Source organism: Actinoplanes rectilineatus, assembly GCF_000962825.1.
In the GTDB taxonomy this organism is placed as follows: domain Bacteria; phylum Actinomycetota; class Actinomycetes; order Mycobacteriales; family Micromonosporaceae; genus Actinoplanes; species Actinoplanes rectilineatus.
This window is the reverse complement of record NZ_JZKF01000004.1, coordinates 51383-69634: the sequence shown is the minus strand read 5'-3', so window position 1 is coordinate 69634 and position 18252 is coordinate 51383. Positions and strand designations below refer to the sequence as shown.

The 18252-nt window shown below is 67.8% G+C and carries 12 protein-coding genes; 10 read left to right on the top strand and 2 right to left on the bottom strand.

Annotation, left to right across the window (positions count from 1 at the left end; translation table 11 throughout):
* Positions 1–10: 10 nt before the first annotated feature.
* From WH85_RS03970 to WH85_RS03935, 9 genes are all read left to right on the top strand, one after another.
* Positions 11–616: a hypothetical protein gene (locus WH85_RS03970; protein WP_157410736.1), complete on the top strand. Its 606-nt coding sequence runs from the start codon at positions 11–13 to the stop codon at positions 614–616.
* Positions 617–781: 165 nt separating this feature from the next.
* On the top strand, positions 782–1333 hold the full coding sequence (locus WH85_RS03965) for a hypothetical protein (RefSeq protein ID WP_045740278.1): 552 nt from the start codon (positions 782–784) through the stop codon (positions 1331–1333).
* Positions 1330–2175, top strand: a complete 846-nt coding sequence (locus tag WH85_RS03960; RefSeq protein ID WP_211275272.1) for a hypothetical protein — start codon at positions 1330–1332, stop codon at positions 2173–2175. Before WH85_RS03965 ends, WH85_RS03960 begins: the two co-directional genes overlap by 4 nt.
* A gap of 475 nt (positions 2176–2650) precedes the next feature.
* Positions 2651–2821: a hypothetical protein gene (locus tag WH85_RS49935; protein WP_157410735.1), complete on the top strand. Its 171-nt coding sequence runs from the start codon at positions 2651–2653 to the stop codon at positions 2819–2821.
* Between the two features lie 515 nt (positions 2822–3336).
* Positions 3337–3678, top strand: coding sequence for a hypothetical protein (locus WH85_RS03950; RefSeq protein ID WP_045740276.1), 342 nt, complete (start codon positions 3337–3339; stop codon positions 3676–3678).
* A 350-nt stretch (positions 3679–4028) separates the two neighbouring features.
* The gene (locus WH85_RS03945) at positions 4029–4220 is read left to right on the top strand and encodes a hypothetical protein (RefSeq protein WP_045740275.1); all 192 of its coding nucleotides are present in this window, start codon (positions 4029–4031) and stop codon (positions 4218–4220) included.
* Positions 4211–4342 (top strand): hypothetical protein, encoded by a 132-nt coding sequence (locus WH85_RS53650; protein WP_281179037.1) that lies wholly within the window; start codon positions 4211–4213, stop codon positions 4340–4342. The genes WH85_RS03945 and WH85_RS53650 overlap by 10 nt, the downstream gene beginning before the upstream one ends.
* Positions 4343–5031: 689 nt before the next feature.
* On the top strand, positions 5032–9327 hold the full coding sequence (mobF, locus tag WH85_RS03940) for a MobF family relaxase (protein WP_045740274.1): 4296 nt from the start codon (positions 5032–5034) through the stop codon (positions 9325–9327).
* Positions 9328–9396: 69 nt separating this feature from the next.
* The gene (locus WH85_RS03935; RefSeq protein WP_045740273.1) at positions 9397–10431 is read left to right on the top strand and encodes a hypothetical protein; all 1035 of its coding nucleotides are present in this window, start codon (positions 9397–9399) and stop codon (positions 10429–10431) included.
* A gap of 118 nt (positions 10432–10549) precedes the next feature.
* Here WH85_RS03935 and WH85_RS03930 read toward each other — a convergent pair whose 3' ends face one another.
* Positions 10550–11125 carry a restriction endonuclease gene (locus WH85_RS03930; protein ID WP_052720129.1) on the bottom strand — a complete coding sequence of 192 codons (576 nt, stop codon included), beginning with the start codon at positions 11123–11125 and terminating at the stop codon, positions 10550–10552.
* 27 nt (positions 11126–11152) lie between these two features.
* Positions 11153–14305: a DEAD/DEAH box helicase gene (locus tag WH85_RS03925; RefSeq protein WP_045740272.1), complete on the bottom strand. Its 3153-nt coding sequence runs from the start codon at positions 14303–14305 to the stop codon at positions 11153–11155.
* A 219-nt stretch (positions 14306–14524) separates the two neighbouring features.
* Here WH85_RS03925 and WH85_RS03920 point away from each other — a divergent pair, with 219 nt between their 5' ends.
* The gene (locus tag WH85_RS03920; protein ID WP_169792406.1) at positions 14525–18202 is read left to right on the top strand and encodes a hypothetical protein; all 3678 of its coding nucleotides are present in this window, start codon (positions 14525–14527) and stop codon (positions 18200–18202) included.
* The last annotated feature ends 50 nt before the right edge of the window (positions 18203–18252 follow it).

The following is an 18252-nucleotide window of genomic DNA, read 5'->3' as shown; positions in this document are numbered from 1 at the left end:
GGCACCCAGCATGACTGAGAACGTCATCGACCAGACCACCTCGGCCACCCCGGCCGAGCAGACCTCCGCCGGTGACGGCCGGCCGGCCGCGCCGGAGGGCTCGGTCTACCTGTCCGACGTCCTGGCCAGCATCCGCCGACACGCCAGTAACCACGGCTGGTGCTCGACCGCCGAGAACGTCACCATGCAGGCCTTGAACGACGGGCTGTCCTTCAAGCCGGTCCGCTCCACGTCCGACGACGGATGCAACGATCCGTCCTGCGAGCTCTGCAGCCCCCCGGACGCCGTCGACGAACGGTTCACCCCGGCCGAGGGCGTCGACCCGTTGGTCACGAAGGCCCGTCTGAAGAAGGCGATCAGGAAAGCCTGCGAGCTTGGTTACGACTGGGAGGAGTACCGCCGCCTCTACCGCGAGCTCATCGACACCTACGCGCTGGATCAGGTACTGCTTCCCTTCACCACCTACACGGTCACCCTTACCGTCACCGACGAGCAGCTGAACGGCCAGACCGCTGACGAGGACGCCGTGGCGGATGCCCTGCGCGCCGGGGCCACGGCCGGCTTCACCGTCACGACCGAATCCACCGAGCGAGCCACTCGCACTCTGCGGCGGTAGTCATCACCAGCTGCCCGGCCGGTTCATACCCGGCCGGGCAACGCACCGATGACCTACCACCACCCCGGCGCCGAATCCGCAGGCCACCACGTCTGGTGCGCCACGCCCGCTGAGACGTGTCTCGCGGTCACCGAGCCGCGCTACCCCAGAACGAAAGGATCACTGATGAGCGCCTGGATCGTCAGCGACGACCACCTCGACCTGCTCCTGACCGCCGCCCTCGCGTGGAAAATCACCCCGCCAGGCGAGGCAGACAAGACCGGTCGGATGCTGTGGAGACAGAACCTCGCCAGCGTCGCCTACCGCTACCCACACGACCGCGACGGCAACCGACCCGGCCCGATCAACTTCCGTGAGCGGCACGTCGACACCTACCGTTTCCGGCCCTACCCCGGCCAGGTCGACCCGGAAGTCGTCGCCGCAGCCGCGGACTCGCTCGCCTGCCAATCCTGCGAACACCCCGGCTGGTCTACCAGCACCGCATGCCGGTGGACCACACGTCTACGAGAGCAGGCCACCGCTCGAGTCGCGGCCTACCTCAAAGAGCACGGGCCGGTGGACCCCCAGCGTCAGACCCGCGGCGAGCAAGGATGGTACGTCGTGGTCGACCAGGACGGGCGGGAGCACATCCGGTGCGGCGACGGCTGGAGCGTGCCCGACCGCGGCGTCTTCACCCGCGCCGTCGAGCTGCGCACCCTCGCCGCGGCCAAGCCATGACCGAGACGACGTCGCCCGCCGCTGACGAACACGGTCAGCGTTCTGCCCACATGAGCCTGACCGTTCGCGGCGAACCGCCAACGACATCACGCGCGGCACCGCACCCGGCAGGCACTCTGCACATCGTGCAGTTCTCCGGCGGCATCGGCAGCTGGGCCACCGCCATGCGCGTCGCCGAAGAGCACGGCACCGACAATCTCATCCTGCTCGCCGCCGACACCAAAGCCGAAGACCCCGACCTATGGCGCTTCGTCGCCGACGCCGGCGCCCACCTCGGCGTCGACCCGGTGATCGTCGCTGATGGCCGCACCCCGTGGCAGGTTTTCGCCGATCAGCGCTTCGTGGGAAATTCCCGCATCGCTCCATGCTCGGTGCACCTGAAGCAGAAACCCTGTCGGCGGTGGCTGACCGAGAACGCCGACCCCGACCACACCGTGCTTCATGTAGGGATCGACTGGAGCGAGCAGCGCCGGGTACCTGCCATCGCGCGGGGCTGGTCCCCGTGGACCGTTCGCTTCCCGATGTGTGAGCCTCCCTATCTGAGCAAAGACGAGATGCTCGAGTGGGCGACGGCCGTCGGGTTGAAGCCGCCACGGCTGTACGAGCAGGGTTTCAACCACAACAACTGTTTCGGTGTCTGCGTACGCGCCGGACAACGCCAATGGCTGCACCTGCTCGAGGTGGCGCCCGAGCGGTACCTAGCAGCCGAGGCCGAGGAAGAGAAACTTCGTACCAAGCTCGGCGACGTGGCGATTCTCAAGGAGCAACGCGCTGGCGCCAGGTACCCGCTGTCTCTGCGGGAATTGCGCCGGCGTGTACAACGGAGTTCCGCGATTCCGTGAGCAGCACGCGCAGCGCCGTACCGGCTGCTTCCCGCGACCACTTTGCTGCCAACGGCGCCCGGCCCGGATAGCGCCATCAGCGGTGCGCTCGATACGAAGTCGCAGCGACCAGAGACACGCCACGGTGACCGTCGCGGGCGTACGCCGAGGCGAAAAATGCGCGCCTCCCCTGGGGTGACGGATACGTGGCGCCGTCGGGGCCACGCCGCCGCCCTGCCGGCCCTGATGTGGTAACCGGCCCGGCCGATGGCGGCCAAGCCGGCAAAACATCTTGGACCGGCTTGCTCCGCCGCACCGGTCGCCTCGGTGGGCCGGCTGGCTTCGCTGCGCCGGCCCACCGAGGCTTCCAAGATCTTTGGGCCTGGATGGCTTGTCCACCGGCAGGCCGCTCCGGTTCTCCACGGTCCTGTCAGCGCAGCAGCTCCGGCACACACCGGAGGCAGCCGCACCGGTTCACCACCAGGGGAGGCACACCATGTTCCACGACCTCGACTTCACCGACCGCCGCACGCGCCGCGACGCCGGCCCCAACCACTCTCACCGGCGTGCCCGCCCCGTCCTGACCGGGGAGAAAGACTTTTACGACCCGGCCAGCCCCGCCGACCTTCGCGAGTACCGCGTCGTGATGGGCTACGGGCGACGCTGAGATGCGCTGGTGCGGAGAACCCGAGTTCTCCGCACCACCGGCCGGGCTTGGTGCGCCAGCCCTGGCTTACCCCGGCCGGCCCTAGCGGGCCGGTAAGCCGGAGCGGCCTTCGGCCGCGCTGTCAAAGCCTCTTTTCTGGCCGTAGCGTGCGCCACGATTGTAGGTTGCGGACGGCGTCCACCAAACCCGCTGTGGGCTCCTAAAACATTATGCAAACCCCGCATAATCTTTTACTCGAAACCCCCACACCAAATTTGGCTCCCGCCGTCCGCAACCCGGCGAGCAAGCTCGCCCCCTCCGGCCAAAAAAGCGGCAACAACCCCTGTCGTCACGTTGCTGACCTGCGCAAACTCACGCTCCCACGCGCTAACTCTTACCAGGGAAAAGACGAAATAACGGCTACATAAGAACGTTAGACATTGATAGGCAACGCTTCATGCGGTACCATTAAATCGTTAGGGAGGCCAAGCCCTAACAAACGTCGACAACACAAATCAAAAGGGAAGGCTATCACCATGAGCCGTCACGAACTCGCGCCGCTGGACAGCGAGATCTCCTGCGTCGTCGTCGGATGGGAGAAGGACCTAGGGTCCTACTTCTTCCAGATGTACCGCACCGACAATGACTGCCCGTTCGACACCCCGGACGACGAGCTTGGTTGCGACTTCGCCCAGGTCACAGCACCCGCGACCATCATCGACGAAGTCCGCAAATACGCGAACATCCCCGCCGACCTCGACGCGCGACTCACCGCCGACAAGGCACACGAGGGAACCCGCGAGTTTCCCGCCGCCGTTTCGCTCATGAACGCCATCACACCCGAGATCAATTGGGACGAAATCCCGATCCCGTTCTAATCGATGTGCCCGCCCGGGGACGCTCCACGCGTCCCCGGGCAATCATCACCCAACGCGTACCCGACCGTCCCGCGTGTGCCGACTGCGTCGACGCGCATCGAGCACGCCGCCGCAGGCTGCCGCACCCGCCGCTCACGGCCGCGCGCCCCGGCCTGGGCCACCGCACAGCTTAAGCGGGCATGTAAAAGGCCGGCGGCCCCTCACGGGGAACACCTCCGAAGAGATGCAACGGCCAAGTCCGCCGGCCAACGTCGACCAACACACCGGCATAAGCCGGAAGAAGGCCACGTCCAGTCTAACCCGCCCGAGCACGCCACCTCAACGCCACTAACGCGAAGACGGAGCCCACCATGCCCAGCGATACCGCTTACATGGCTACGCTCGACATCGACGAGTTCGCTGCACTCGCCGCCGAGATCGAACCCTTCACCGCCCCGGGTAAAAGCCACGACCCCACGACAGCCCAGCAGATCGAGGCGGCCTGCGAACGCTACGGCCTAGTCTTCACCGACGCATCCACACAGGAGCTGCTATGCCGCTGATCAACGACGACAAGTGGGGACACCGCATCGCCCGAACCGGCCCGATCATCGCCGTCGTAGGAGCCGGGCTGGCCCTCACCGCCGCCGCCCTGCTCGTACTCGCCCTCATCTTCCTACGCTAGACGGCACCCCTGCCGACCCTTCCGGACCCACCGCCACCGGCAACGCCCCTAACGATCCCTCGCCACCCACCGGCCTAGTCACCTCAGCCGAATCAGCCCCTGACCCGGGCCGTCCGCTCCCACGGGGACGGCCCCGGCGCCGCGCTAGCGGAGCACCGTCGGTCAGATCACCCACCCGCGCGCTGACGTCGTCGGCCGATGCTCGCTGCTGGCCCAGCCGCACCCGTGCCGGTGTCTCCCCCGTCAACACCGCTGCAATATCCGGTGCCATCAGCGATGCCAGCACCGCCAACGCGACATCCGCGCCGCGCTCCGCATCCGCCACCACCTCATCGAGTCGCGCGAGCTCCGCCGCGCGTCGCTCCTGTGCGCGGCGGACCGCCGCACCGGCATCCGTCGCCGCTTGAAGCGCAGCACGTTCCGCCTCATGCCGCCGCTGCAACGCCTCAATAGCTTTGTTCGTTCCCTTGCTAGCCATAGCAACGACGCTACCTATTTCACAGGCCAACCTTCCACACCTAGCAATCGTTGAATGTTAGTTGTAAATGGTCCCTCAATCGTTCAACATTGCTCAGACCATCTCCCATCAGCACAAATATCAAGCCACTCTTAACCCATTCTCAGAGCTAGCACACCCCCTGGCATTCCAATGTCGCAAAGGCGCCTGGCGGGTGCCTACTGTCGGCGGCATGCTCTCGGTAACCCGCATTTCGCCAGGGGCCGGGATCGCCTACCTCACCCAGCAGGTAGCCACCGGCCGACACGACTTCCGGCCCGCCGGAGCCAGCGCCGCGGTGGCCTACCACGCCGACCCACGCGCGCACGGCGAGGCGCCCGGGTGGTGGGCCGGCCAAAGTTCGGCGTTGTTCGGCGTGCACGGACAGGTCACCGAGAAGCAGTTGCAGAACCTCATCGGCGAGGGCAGCCACCCAGACACCGGCGAACAGCTCGGCCGCCTGTGGCGCAAATTCGAGGCCCTCGACGACGACGCCCGCCAAGCCACCGTCGAAAAAGCGTGGAAAGCCCTGCCCGAAGATGCCACCTACGAGCAGATCGCCCAGGTGTGGCTGCGGATCTGGACCGCCCCGGAACGACACCCGGTCGCCGGGTTCGACGTCACCGTTTCCCCGGTCAAGAGCGTCAGCCTGCTGTGGGCATTCGGCAACGACCAGGTCAAACGCGACGTGATGGCGTCGCACCACGACGGTGTACGCGCCGCCCTGGAGCACCTGCGCACGCACGGGGCGTTCACCCGGCTGGGCACCAACGGCATCGTGCAAGTCGACACCGACGGGCTCGCCGCCGCGGTCTTCGACCACCGCATGTCCCGGGAGAAAGACCCGCAGCTGCACTCCCACATCATCGTCAGCTCGAAGGTCCGCGTCGTCCGCGACGGCCGCGAGACGTGGCTCGCGCTCGACAGCAAAGCCTTCTACCAGGCCACCATCGGCGCCCGGATCGCCTACGAACGCGCCGTCGAACACCAACTCGGCCGGCGCCTTGGGGTCCGGTTCGCCGCCCGCGCCGGCTCGCCGATCCGAGAGATCGTTGGGTTCGACCCGCGCGCGATCCTGCACTACTCGAAACGGCGCGGCGCCGTGGAGGCGGAGCTCGACGGCCGCCACAGCGACCCCAGCACCGGCCGCGAGTGGATCCCCACCGGCCGGTGGCGGCGCTCCGCGCAGGACGCCACCCTGCGCACCCGTCGCCCCAAGGACGGCCCCGAATCCACCCTCGAAGCCGTCACCCGGTGGCAACGCGAGGACCGGCAAGCGGGTTTCAACACCGCCGCTGAGGTACGTAGCATCGCCGCAGGCCGCACCGTCGACCCGGTTGACCAGCAAGCACGACAGGTCATCCGCCTCGCGCAACGCCATCACACCGGCCAGCGCGTACGGCTTCAGGACTTGGACGCCGCCGCGGTCCAGCTTGGTCTGGAGCGCGACGAGCAGCGGTCCGCGGTTGTCACCGCGGCGGTCCGGCGTTTGCCGCACCTGGCCGTCGAACGCGCCGTCGACGAACTCAGCGCCGAACGGGCCGTGTTCAGCGTCGACCACCTTGAACTAGCGATTGGCCGTCAGCTGCACGTCAGCCCGACCACGGACCGCCGCTCGGACTGGCGGCAAGTGCAGCGCTACGCCGCCCAGGCCGTCCAGACCCGGGCCGGCGGGCTACGGGTGCTGACCCCGCCCGCGTTGCTCGAGTGGGGCGAAACCCTGGTCCGCGGCTCCGACCGGCAGAGCATTTACAGCCGCCACCGGGACCTCAAGCTGTCCACTGAACCGGTCCTGGCAGCGGAAAAGGAACTCATCGCCTACTCCACCGGCCGCGGCGCCGCCGCGGCACCCTGGGCGCTACTTGACGCGGTCGCTGACCGGCTCGACCTGTCGGAGGAGAAACGCGCCGCGCTGCACTTCGCCGTCGGTGACGACCGACGGGTCACCGGCATCGTCGGCCCGGCCGGCACCGGCAAGACCTACCTGCAACGCGCTGTCGGTGTCGCTGCACGCCAAGCCGGCATACCCGTGCTCGGACTGACGGTCGGGCAGAACGCCGCGTTCGTCCTCGCCGACGCCACCCGCGACGGCGACCAGCCCGGCATCCGCACCGAGAACATCGCCATGTGGCTGCACGCCCAAATGATGCCACCCGAAGGCACCACGCCGGCCGATTGGGCGTTCCAGCCGGGCCAGTGGGTCATCATCGACGAAGCCTCGCAAGCCTCCACCCTCGACCTGGTCCGCCTCAGCCAGCTTCTCCAGCCCGTCGGCGGGAAGCTCATTCTGGTCGGTGACCCCGAACAAATCTCCGCGATCGGGCCTGGCGGCATGTTCCGCTACCTCGCCTCCCTCGGGACGACCACGCAGCTGCGCGAGGTCCGCCGCTTCACGGAACCGTGGGAAGGCCCGGCCTCACTGCGGTTGCGCGAGGGCGACACCACTGTGCTCGCTGAGTACGACCGCCGCGGCCGGGTCATCGCCGGACACCGCGCCGACCTCATCTCCCACGTCCTCGACGGGTGGGCCGCCGACGTCCTGCAGGGCCGGACCAGCCTCATCCTGGTCGAAACTCAGGCTGAAGCGGCCGACATTGCTACCCAGGCCCGGCGCCTGCTCATCCGGGCCGGGATCGTGCAACCTGGCCCGGCCGTCGCCCTCGCCGACGGCACCCACGCCGGCGTCGGCGACCTGATCGTCACCCGCCGCAACAACCGCACCCTGCTCGCCGGCGACACGTTCGTCGCCAACCGCACCCAATGGCGCATCCTCAAACTCGGCCCCGACGGCGCTCTCCTCGTCGAGAACACCACGGACCACGCCACCACCGCACTGCCCGGCGACTACGTCGCCGACCACGTCCAGCTCGCCTACGCCGCCACGGTCGACTCCGCGCAAGGCCGCACCGTTGACGTCGCCCGCGCCATCATCGACGCTGCGACCACCCGCGCCCGACTCTACGTCATGGCCACCCGCGGCCGGCTCCTCAACCAACTCGCCGTTGTCACCGCCGACGAACCCCCCGAAGCGCACCCACCCGCACCGGCCACCGCCGGGATCACCGTGCTCGCCGAGATCCTGCGCGGAGACGGCACCGACCGCTCCGGCACCGAAACCGAACAAACCCTGTGGGCCGACGCCGACACCCTGCGGCACTGGGGACCCATCTACGACGACCTCACCGCCCGCACCAGCACCGACCAATACACCGCCATCGTCCGGCGCGTGGCCGGACCCGCCGTCGCCGACAACCTCGCCGCCGACCCGGCCATGTCCGTGCTCGCCTACCGGCTGCAGACCCTCGCCGCTGCCGGATACGACCCCGAATATGTCCTCGCTACAGCAGCAGCCGAGCGAGAACTTCACAGCGCCCGCGACGTCGCAGCCGTACTCGGCTACCGCATCCACGAAAAATACGGCGACGTCGTACCCGACCCATCCATCGCCCTCAGCCCAACCCAAGCCGGCACCTACACCCAGCGAATAACCGCTGCCAGCAGCGACATCGGCGACAAGCTCCGGCAAGTCGCCGCCATCTGCGACACCCGCATCGACGCCCTCGCCCAACAAGCCGCCGCCGAACAACCCGCCTGGGCCACGGCGCTAGGACCACTGCCCGACGACGAACCGGGCCGGCGGCAGTGGGCCAGCCGCGCCGCCGTCATCGCCGCCTACCGCGACCGCTACACCATCACCAGCGACGACCCCATCGGACCGGAGCCCTCGACCCGCGACGTCGGCCGGTGGGGCGCCTGGCAACGCGCGCAGACCGTGCTCGGGGTCGCCACACTCTCCGGGCAGATCAGCACCGCCACAGATGGCCAGCTCCGCGCGCTCATCGCAGCCCAGCGCGAGGCCGATCAGACCGCTCCCACATACGTGGCCGGGCAACTCCGTGTGGCCCACACTCAGCTCGTCGGCGCAGAAAATCACCTACGCGATGCCCGCGTTGACCTGGCCACCGCCCAGACCGCCGCCACGTCCGCCGCCCGCCACGCCGACACCATGAAGCCGCGATGGTGGCACGCCGGCCCCCTGCAGACCCGGGCTGCGATCCGCCACCAGCACGCCAAAACCGATGCACTCCGCGCCGACACCACCGTCGACGAGCTGCAGGACCGGCTCGCCTCCGCGCGCGGGCGCATCGACACCGCCCGCGACCGCGTTCACGACCTCGAAGGCCAGCACCAGACATGGGCCGGCTGGTACACCGAGGCGCTACCCACCCGATACGCCGGACTCGCCGCCGCCGCCGAAACCGCACGCCGCGCACAAAACCTCGCCGACGACGCCAACAGCCTCACCGACACCGTCCGCGCCACTGCGGCCCGCGTCCGCGCCGTTGACGCCACCCGCCCGCAACCACACGCGCGGCCCGTCCCCGACGAACTCACCGCGCACGCCGAGGCAGCACGGCAACGCGTCCTCGAGGACCCCGAGCTCGACCCACCGTTCGACCGCTCCGAGCCGGAGGCAGACCATGTCTGAAACCCGCATGCGTGACCGCACGATCTGCTGGATCACGGTACTTGTCTGCCGGCGGAACGGGATCCGGCCATGACCGCACACCCGGTCGCGTTCGTCGACGAAGCGTTCATCCGCCTGCACCAGCACCCCGGCGCGTACCTGTTCGCTGCCGTCCTCGTCGACGCCGAAGACCTACCTGACGTCATCGCCGCCGCCCGCCAAGCCGCCGACCCCCACGGGGAATTCCACGCCAGCGACCTCTACCGCCGCGGCCACATCCAACCCATCGAAGACATGCTCGACACCACCGAAGCCCACGCAGGCTGGACCCTCATGATCGCCCAAGCGCCCATGGGCGAGCACCAGGAAGCCGCCCGGCAAGCAGCGCTGACCCAGCTGCTGCGCCAGCTCAACGACCAGAAGGTCCGCGACGTCGTGCTCGACACCCGCGCCAGCCCACGCGAACAACTCGACACCCAGCTCCAAGGCCGCAAGGTCAACCCGAGCGACCTGCCCGACATCACCACTTACCGACGGCTCGTCCGCGGACAGCACATCAACGCCCGGATGCGGCTGCAACACGTCGACGACCGCCACCAACCCGCACTCTGGCTGCCCGACGTGACCGCCTGGGCCTTCCAACGCGCGCTTGTCTTTGACGAACCGCAGTGGTGGAGCAGGGTCGCGAGCGTCGCCACCATTCACGACGCCGCGACGGGTAGGGAACTCTCCCTGACAAACGACAGGACCGCTCCACCCACAGGCGAACGCGGTCCCCAAATCCAGAGCCAAAGTGCTCAGAACTCGTTGTCGTCGGCATCATTCTATACGCTCAATGGCGGCACCACGAACCGCACCCAAGGGCCCGGCCACCTCTACAGCGCCCTGCTCGACCAGGCAGTGGAGGCGCGTTCCGCGTCTACCGCAGTCGCGGTTCAGGCCAGCATCGCCGCGCTCTCGGCGAACGTCGACCGACTGACAACCGCCATCTCCGCGACCACCCAGAACCGTGCGCTGCCGGATCATTCTCACCCGAGCGACGCAGATGCCGGGAGCATCGACGCTGGGAGCCAAGCCGAGGCGCCAACCGCCTACCGAGAGCCGAGCGAGCCGGAGCTCGGTTAACGACATCGTCCACCTTCAAGACGCAGGACGCGACGACCACCCCCTTGTGCTTGGCCGGCGATGGTCCGCGGACGTCGGAGCCGAAAGCGGCACCCTTGATGTTGCTGCCAGTGTTCGGCTACCCCCGGGGCATCAGCGCCGCGCGGGTGTTGTCGGCGTTCCCGGTGAGCAGGGTGAAGTCGTAGTCCTCGTCGTCCGGCGTGATCGCGTAGCCGGTGAAGGAGCCGGTGAGGGAGGGCGGATTCGCCGTCGTGGTGTGGCGTGTCAGGTAGTTCCAGGCGTTGTCGACCAGGCGGACACAGGCGATGCCGTGCAATTCGGCGAATTCGAGGGCGCCGCGCTGAAATCCGGCGGCGGACACCACGACGCCCTTCTGCGCGCCGATGGACTGGAGTTTGGTGTGCAGGACTTGCACGTCGGAGCGTTTGACGCGCGTCTTGTGCCGCTTGCACTCGAAGAGGATGAGGAAGTCCATGCCCGCCAGCTGAAAACGGGCCGTGACATCCATGATGTAGACGCCGTCGGGGGCCTTGATCGACTCGAGGTGCTGGACCTGCCAACCGGCGATATCCAAGTTCATCGACTTGGCGATCGCGGCGACCGCTTCCTCGTACGCCTTCGGGGTGATGTCGAAGGCCGGCCAGTGGTCTTCCTCATCGTCGATGGTTTCCCCGGCCGGGGCGTCGTTGCTCATGATGGGGTGCTCGCTCTCGGTCGGATCCTAGTCAGTAGCTACGGGCATTAAGTCGGCGAAATCGGTGTCGTCATCGCCGTCACGAGCTTCCCGCGCGGCCTTGCGTAGTCGGCGGAGTTTGCTCTGGTTGCCGTTGAGGCAGGCCAGCAGCGTCTCGTCCTCGGCGTCGAGCACGGCTTCTGGGTCGGTGAGCGAGGCTGCGGCAAGGCGCAGATAGTCGGGCCGGTCGAGGGCGGCGCCGGCGTGTTGGGCCAGCGGTACGAGTGCGGGCGGGATGCCGAATTCGAGCTGGACGGGCAGGAGCCGGGCGAGTTCGTCGAGATTTACGCCGGGGTGCAGGCAGCGGGCGATGTCGATGACGGTGCCGACGACACTCTGCGTGCGGTCGGCGGCTGCACGCGCAACACCGGCGGCGTCCTTGCGCGGCATGTGCACCATGAGCTGCCGCTCGATCTGGCCGACCGGGACACCGGACATCCACCACATGCAGGCCACCGCGCGTTTGGCTCGTTCTGCGGCCGTCTTGCGTTCGTGTCCGGGCATCGCTTCCAGCACCGGCCGGGCCAGCCCGTGGCGCTGCAACTCGCCGAGATAGGTGCCCTGCTCCCGCTGCCATCCCTTCCCGTTGACCGAAGGACGGGCGCTGGTGACCTCCTCGGTCAGTTGCGCGGCGGCGATGATGGTGACGCGGTTGAGAGCGCCGGGCGGCACAGCTCGTAGCGCGCGGGCGACCCGGACGGCGGATGCGACCTTCAAGCCGCTCTGCGAGACGTAGGTCCCGAGCTCGGTCAGCTCAATCCCCGACGTGCCGGAGGAGAGCAGGCCGGCCCCGGCCAGCTCGGCGAGCACGGCAGAGACAGTAGCCGCGGGAAACGGGTCTGCCGCACCGGAGAGCCGTTGCTGGTGAGCCGCGAAGCTGTTGGACAGAAACGCGATGACGTCGGTTTCGCTCAGGCCCGTCGAGCCTTCGCGGCGGGCGGCGACGGCGACCACGCGCAGCAATAGCGTTGCGATGTCTTGTTGCGGATCGAGTAGCTGAGACCGCAGGTCCTCGGGGTTTCCTTGAACGTAGTCGCGCCAGCGGCGTTCGGTGTCGACGCCGGGCCTGACGATTAGCACGGCGCGGCCCCCGTCGGTCAGCCCCAGTCGCCCGGCCCGGCCGGCGATGTTTTTGTACTCGGCGACCGTGTAGGGGGCGGTCGAGGTCGGCCCGGTCGGGTGGTCCAACTCGACGATGATCACGGTCTCGGCGGGCAGGTTGACGCCTTGGGCGAGCGTCGTGGTGGAGACCAGGACGCGGAGGCCGCTGTCCGGGGCTCGGAACTCGTCCTCGATGGCGATCTTCTCATCGCGGGCGAGGTCGGAGATGTGGAAGGCGACGCCACCGGCCAGGCAGTGCCGCAGATCCGTCAGCACCGCGCTCGGGTCCCCTCCAGCCACCGCATCCATGGCCGTGTTCGCCGGCGGCAGCCCGAGGGAGCGCGCGAGGTAGTTCGCGCAGCCGCGAGCCTTGCCCTTCATGTTGCGGAAGATGATGACCTGCTGGCCTTCGCCCACCAGCTTGCGCACCAGCGGAATGATCACGTCCTGGCTGCTGCGCATCCACCCGACCGGGGCGATGGCCTGCTCGGAGGCGTTCTCACCGTCGGCGTCGATGTACTGGTAGACGCCGTCGGGGCCGAGGACTCCTTCGAGCAGCGGTACGGGCCGCTCGGTACGCGCGATGACATTGGCGTCGAGCCAGCTGTCCAGACCGCCGAGGTCTCCGAGCACGGCGGACAGCGCGACGACCTGCGGCGTGACGCCTTCGGGCCGGCGGGCTTTGAGCACGGTCAGCAAGAATTCGAGGTAGGCGCCGCGGCCCGGGTCGACGATCGTCTGGACCTCGTCGATGACGATCACCGACAGCAGCTTGAGCAGGTGCGGGTTGCCCAGCGCGAGGCCGGCGAACTTCTCGTAGGTCAAGACGGCCAGATCGAACTGCCCCTGCAGCAGCGCGGGAACGTCGTCGGCGGTCTCCCCAGTGGCCCGGATGGTCTGCAGCCCAATCGGCCCGTACGTGCGAGAGAACCTCGCGTACTGCTCGTTCACCAGCGCGCGCGTCGGCAGCAAGAACACCGACCGGCCGCCCAGTTGCGCGGCGCGGATCGCAGCAAGTTCACCGATCATGGTCTTGCCCGAGGACGTGGGGGCCGTCACCAGGAGGTTCTCCCCGGCTAGCAGCCGGCCCTGATTAATGGTGTCGACCTGGAGGTCGTTGAGCGCGTCGATTCGCGCCGCCCACGCGTCCAGAACCGCCTGAGGGATCCCGTGATCACGCAGGCTCGCGAGTTCCCGGGTGACCGGGGCGAGGACCGACGACGGGAACTGCGAGGAGTAGAGCGGGCCGGTATCGACGAAGATCGGCCACATCAGTTCCCCGTCCACCTGGCCGCGCAGGCTGGGATCCTGCTCCGCGGCGACAGTGCCGGACGCCTTTGCCTTGACCTCTCGGGTCACGAACGCCAGCAGGTCATAGAGGCGCAAGTGCTCACTGCTGCCTGCTGCGGCTTCGCCGAGCAGGGCCCGCAGCAGGTGGTAGGTGAGTAAACCGTGTCCCAGGTGCGGGTCCTCCCACGCCTCCTGCTCGCCGGTTGCGGCGGCGAGGATCAGCCGGCCGGTGCCCGCCATCCGCTCCAGCCGCGCGTCGGTGGATTCGGGCACGCCGTGCACGGCCCCGCGCGGCACCAGCGGTGAGTTGAGGACTTTCGCGCCCGCGCCGCCGGCAAAGCAACAGTCCAAGATCACGATCAACTGCCGCGCCGGGATCGCGCTGACCAGGTCGATGAACTCATCGAGCGGTAGCGCGGTCGAGGGCAGGTTGTTCGGGTCAGCGTCGTGGGTGACCAACTCGTGGGTGGTGCTGCCGTGGCCGGAGAACGAGATGACCACGATGTCGTCGGCGGTGCTGCGGGTTCGCAAGTCCGTGAGTGCGTCGACGAGGGCGGTGCGGGTCGCGTCACGGTCCAGGAGCAGCGTGGTGCCGGCATCGCCGAGGTTGTCGGAGAAGACAGCGTGCAGGGCCTTGGCGTCGCGAGCCGCTGATGCGAGCCGGCGTACTGTCTTGAAGCGATACTTGTTGATGCCGACGAAGAGACCATGAAACTGCCGGGCCGAAGCCGCAGCCGGTGTGCCCGACATTCACGCCTCACGTGTAAAGGAGTTCGTATTCAATTCAGGCGGACGCAGCTATCCGTCGCTCCGCTGCCGCACGCGCACACAGTCCTCGTAGAGGACAGCGGACAACCCTACCAGGCCACACGGCTACCGCCATGTCGCGGTACGGACAGCGCAATGGGACCCAATTTCGTGAAATTGCCTCGCGAATTTCGTTGCGGATCGAATGCAGTCGAGAATCCGATGGCGAAACGCAAAGATGCTGGCATGGTCCAGAAGCGACGCGATGGTGGACAGCACCATCGCGCCAAGCAGCAGATTCATTGGCAGGTCATCGACGCCGCCTTGGCCCCCTTCACCGCGGCCTCGGTGCGCGCGGTCCTTGCTGCGGCGATGGACGCGCCCGGCGCCGCACCGTGGGCGGCGCACCTCGCCCCGCTGTGGCTCCGGAGCCTGCGCCGGCCGCCCCGCGGCGACGTCGTTGCCAGCGCCGAGCACGTGGATCAACTCGCTGCCGCCGCGTTATACGCCGCCCCGGATACACCAGTTATGGCGTCACGGCCGCCGAACGATCCTCGCCTTTGCGTCGAATTCAGCGTCGGTGCTCGCCGCTGGCGCATCCATCCCGGCGATCACGAGCACCCCACGATGACGCTGCGACGCATGGCTGCGACCGCCCGCGCAGTCGACGAGGACGCCCTTCCGATCTTTGGGTTCAGTTTCACCGACGCCATTGAGGTCATTCTCGCCCACAGCCACCGCTCGATGACGGCCCTCGCGGTGTCCTGGCCAGCGCCCGAGAAGGGCGGCGCCGTACCGGGGCCTGGACTGGTGATCAGCGCTGCGCAGATCGAAGCAGCCGCCGAGGTGCAGGCAATGACGCCCGCCGAGCTGACGCAGCTGTGCAGCAACCCGCAGCACGCTGCGGCGGCACTCGCGTGGTTGACCTGTGACGCCCACAAAGTACAGGTGTTTGCGTTCACGCCGGCGCTGGGCGCGGTGCTGTTCGTCCGTAGCGCTAAGGCCACCATCGGGGTCCCAGCGAGTCTGACACTGGATGCGCTGGTCGCCGTCGGCGAGGCGATCCTGCGCCGCGTCGGCGGTCGGGCTCTGCCTCGGCAGCGGATTCAAGCGCTGACGCTGGCCCATGCAACTCACCTCTACTCGAAGACGGTTGTGGACCGGTCCGCGGAACTCCCGTCGCTGGAGGCGCCCTTCGTAGCCGGGCCACGGACGTTGATCACGCTCACCAGTGCGCTGACCCCGTCCACCCTGAGCGAGGCTCTCGACCATGCGGCCGACCGGCTCCGCGAGTACGCAAACGGTCATCAGGACAAGACCCGCGCGGACGCGGTGAAGATGGTGTTGTTCGGCGGGCCGCTGGCGCTGGGATTCCAGGCCGTGACCGATGTAGTCCTCGTCCACGTCGAAGAGCTGGTGGAAATCCTTGCTGACACCGGCGGCGACTGGACCGCAGTGGAACATTTCCTCGAGGATCTCGGCTGTCATAACGGCTTCGAGCGGGTCGAGTTTCTCGACCTGCTGGACGTGTGGGCGGCCTGGCGGTGGCACGGCCGGCTCGGTCCCGTTCCGGTCGAGCAAGACGCGATCCTCCAAGTGGCTCCCGACGATAGAGATGCCACTTGGGGCAACGCCGCCGCTTGGGAACCAGTCGATGCGGTCCTGACTGCGGCCCGGTTGCCCCCGCACCATGATTGGCCGGTCGGCGGCCTCACGCCGTCAGTCGGCGCGGACCTGTTCACCATGGCGGACGCCGATATGGCCATAGTCGGGGTTGATCCGCCAGTCGTCATCCAGCTCGACGCCTCCGACGGACAGGCGTTCGGCGTGGACCCAGACGCGATGCTCGGACTGGCCGACGGCGTCCGCCACAGCCTGTCCGGTCATCCGGAAACCGCTGAGCACGCACGCCTGGCCGATGGTGTCCCGCTGCGCATCGTCGTACGGCTTATCAACGAGGGCCCCGCAGGCAGCGAGAACGACCCTTGGGTACGCGTCGCTGCCGCTCCCGAGCATGCCGTGGTGGAGATCGGCTTCGGCGTGGGCGTGCTGGAGCAGTTCCTCGGCGACGGCATGACCGGACACCACACCGTGGGAGCCGCTCTGCACGAGATCATCCGCCGAGTCCGGGTCGAGCGAGGCGAAAGCTCGGGTCCGTCAGCAGAGGATTTTTTGGAGGGATGGCAGTCGACCGGACCGATCACCACGTTTTACACCCGCGCCGAAAGCCTGCCGCGGATGGCACCCGTCGACACGCTGCCCCGCACTGAGGCCGTGCGGGTACGCGCCATGCACCGCGTTTTCGACGTTATCCACCAGCGGAACCTCTCGGGAACATTCACCGGTGAAGAGGCTCATCGGCTGTGCCAGCAGCAGCTGATTCCCGCTATCGAACAGCAGCTGATCGACCAGCTCACCAGTGCCGAACCCGGCCTGCTGCGCCGGCTGGCGGTCCGGCTCAACGCCGTGCACGCCAGCCACTTCCAGCGTACTCGCCAGGTCGCGTATGCGCTTACCCGCCCGTGGGCGGCCAACTGGCATCACCTGGCCCGCGATAACGAGGCCATGATGAACGTCCGCGCAGCGGAGATCCTCTTCGAGTTCGCGCTGGCGCAGCCGCCCTGCGGCGACCGGCGCGCCGACGCGATGGCCGCCGCCGAACTCACCGCCTTGACTGAATTTCTGCTCACCGTGACCAACCTCGACCACGGCTACGAGCTTCAGTTGCACGACCTGCGCATCGACGTCCTGGCAGACGGAACGTTTGCCGTCCAGGCGATAGACGAGCCTGAAGGCGACCGGCAACTACCGGGCGTCGACATCGAGGCGTATCACCGGGCCTTGAGAGACGAGGAAATCGCCGCTGCGGCCCGCATCCCAACGCCCTTCCCAACTGCCGTCCCGGACAAGAACGGAGGGTCACCGTTTCGAGACAACGATCGGACGCCTGTCGACTACCGCCCGACCCGTGACGATCTGCCGCCCTCCCTGCGCACCGTCGACGATCACCTCGCTGCCGGCATGGACAGCATTCATGCCGTCCTCGGTGTCGCCGTGGACTGGCCGACCGGTGACGACGGTATCGCGGTCACCAGCGTCACGAATCTCATCACCGAAGCGATCTCCTGGTCGGGACTTCCCGAGGAACAGATCCGGGCTGCACTCGACACCCTCACGCTTAGCCCGGACGATCTGCCGGGGTTCCGGGACCGCGCATATCTCGAGGTCGAGCGCCGCGAAAACCGGAGCCCACTTCGGCCGCTACCCCTCATTGGCCGGGAAGTATGGATCATGCCCTGGGCCGCCCTCGCGACACAGCGTCTGCATGCCGCCTACTTCGGCAATTCTCGTCTGCCTTATCCCGACGCCTCGGTCGCCCCGCAGGCCACGCAAGCGATGGGGATGCACCGCAATGCGTCCAACATCGCGTTGGAGCACGAGGTCGAAGCGATCGTCAACTCTCTGGGTTTACCGCACCGGTTCCAATTCACCCAGAACCAACTAGCTGACGCGGGCATCGCCGATCCGGTCGGCGAGATTGACCTCCTCATCGCCGACCCGGCCACGCAGCGGCTGTGGCTCTGCGAGGTCAAGGACCCGATCGCCGCTTTCAGCCCAGTGACCCTACGAGTGCACGTCGGCAAATTCCTGCGGCCCCGCATGGGCCACGTCGCCAAGCTCCTCAAGAAGGCCGCGCAGCTCAGGCAGCATCCGAGCGAGGCCGCGGCAGCATGCAACGTTTACGACGACGGCACCTGGCGTGTCGTTCCGCTGATGGTCACCAGACGAGTCGAGCCCGCTGCCTACGCCACTGCGCCCCAAGTCGCTTTCGCTTTGCCGCACCAGCTCGTCGCGACGCTCACTAATCCCCGCGATCCCCAGCCCGGGCCACGCTCCTGAGTAGTTTCGACGGTGGCGGGCTCCACCATGTGAGATCGTGGAGCGCCTGC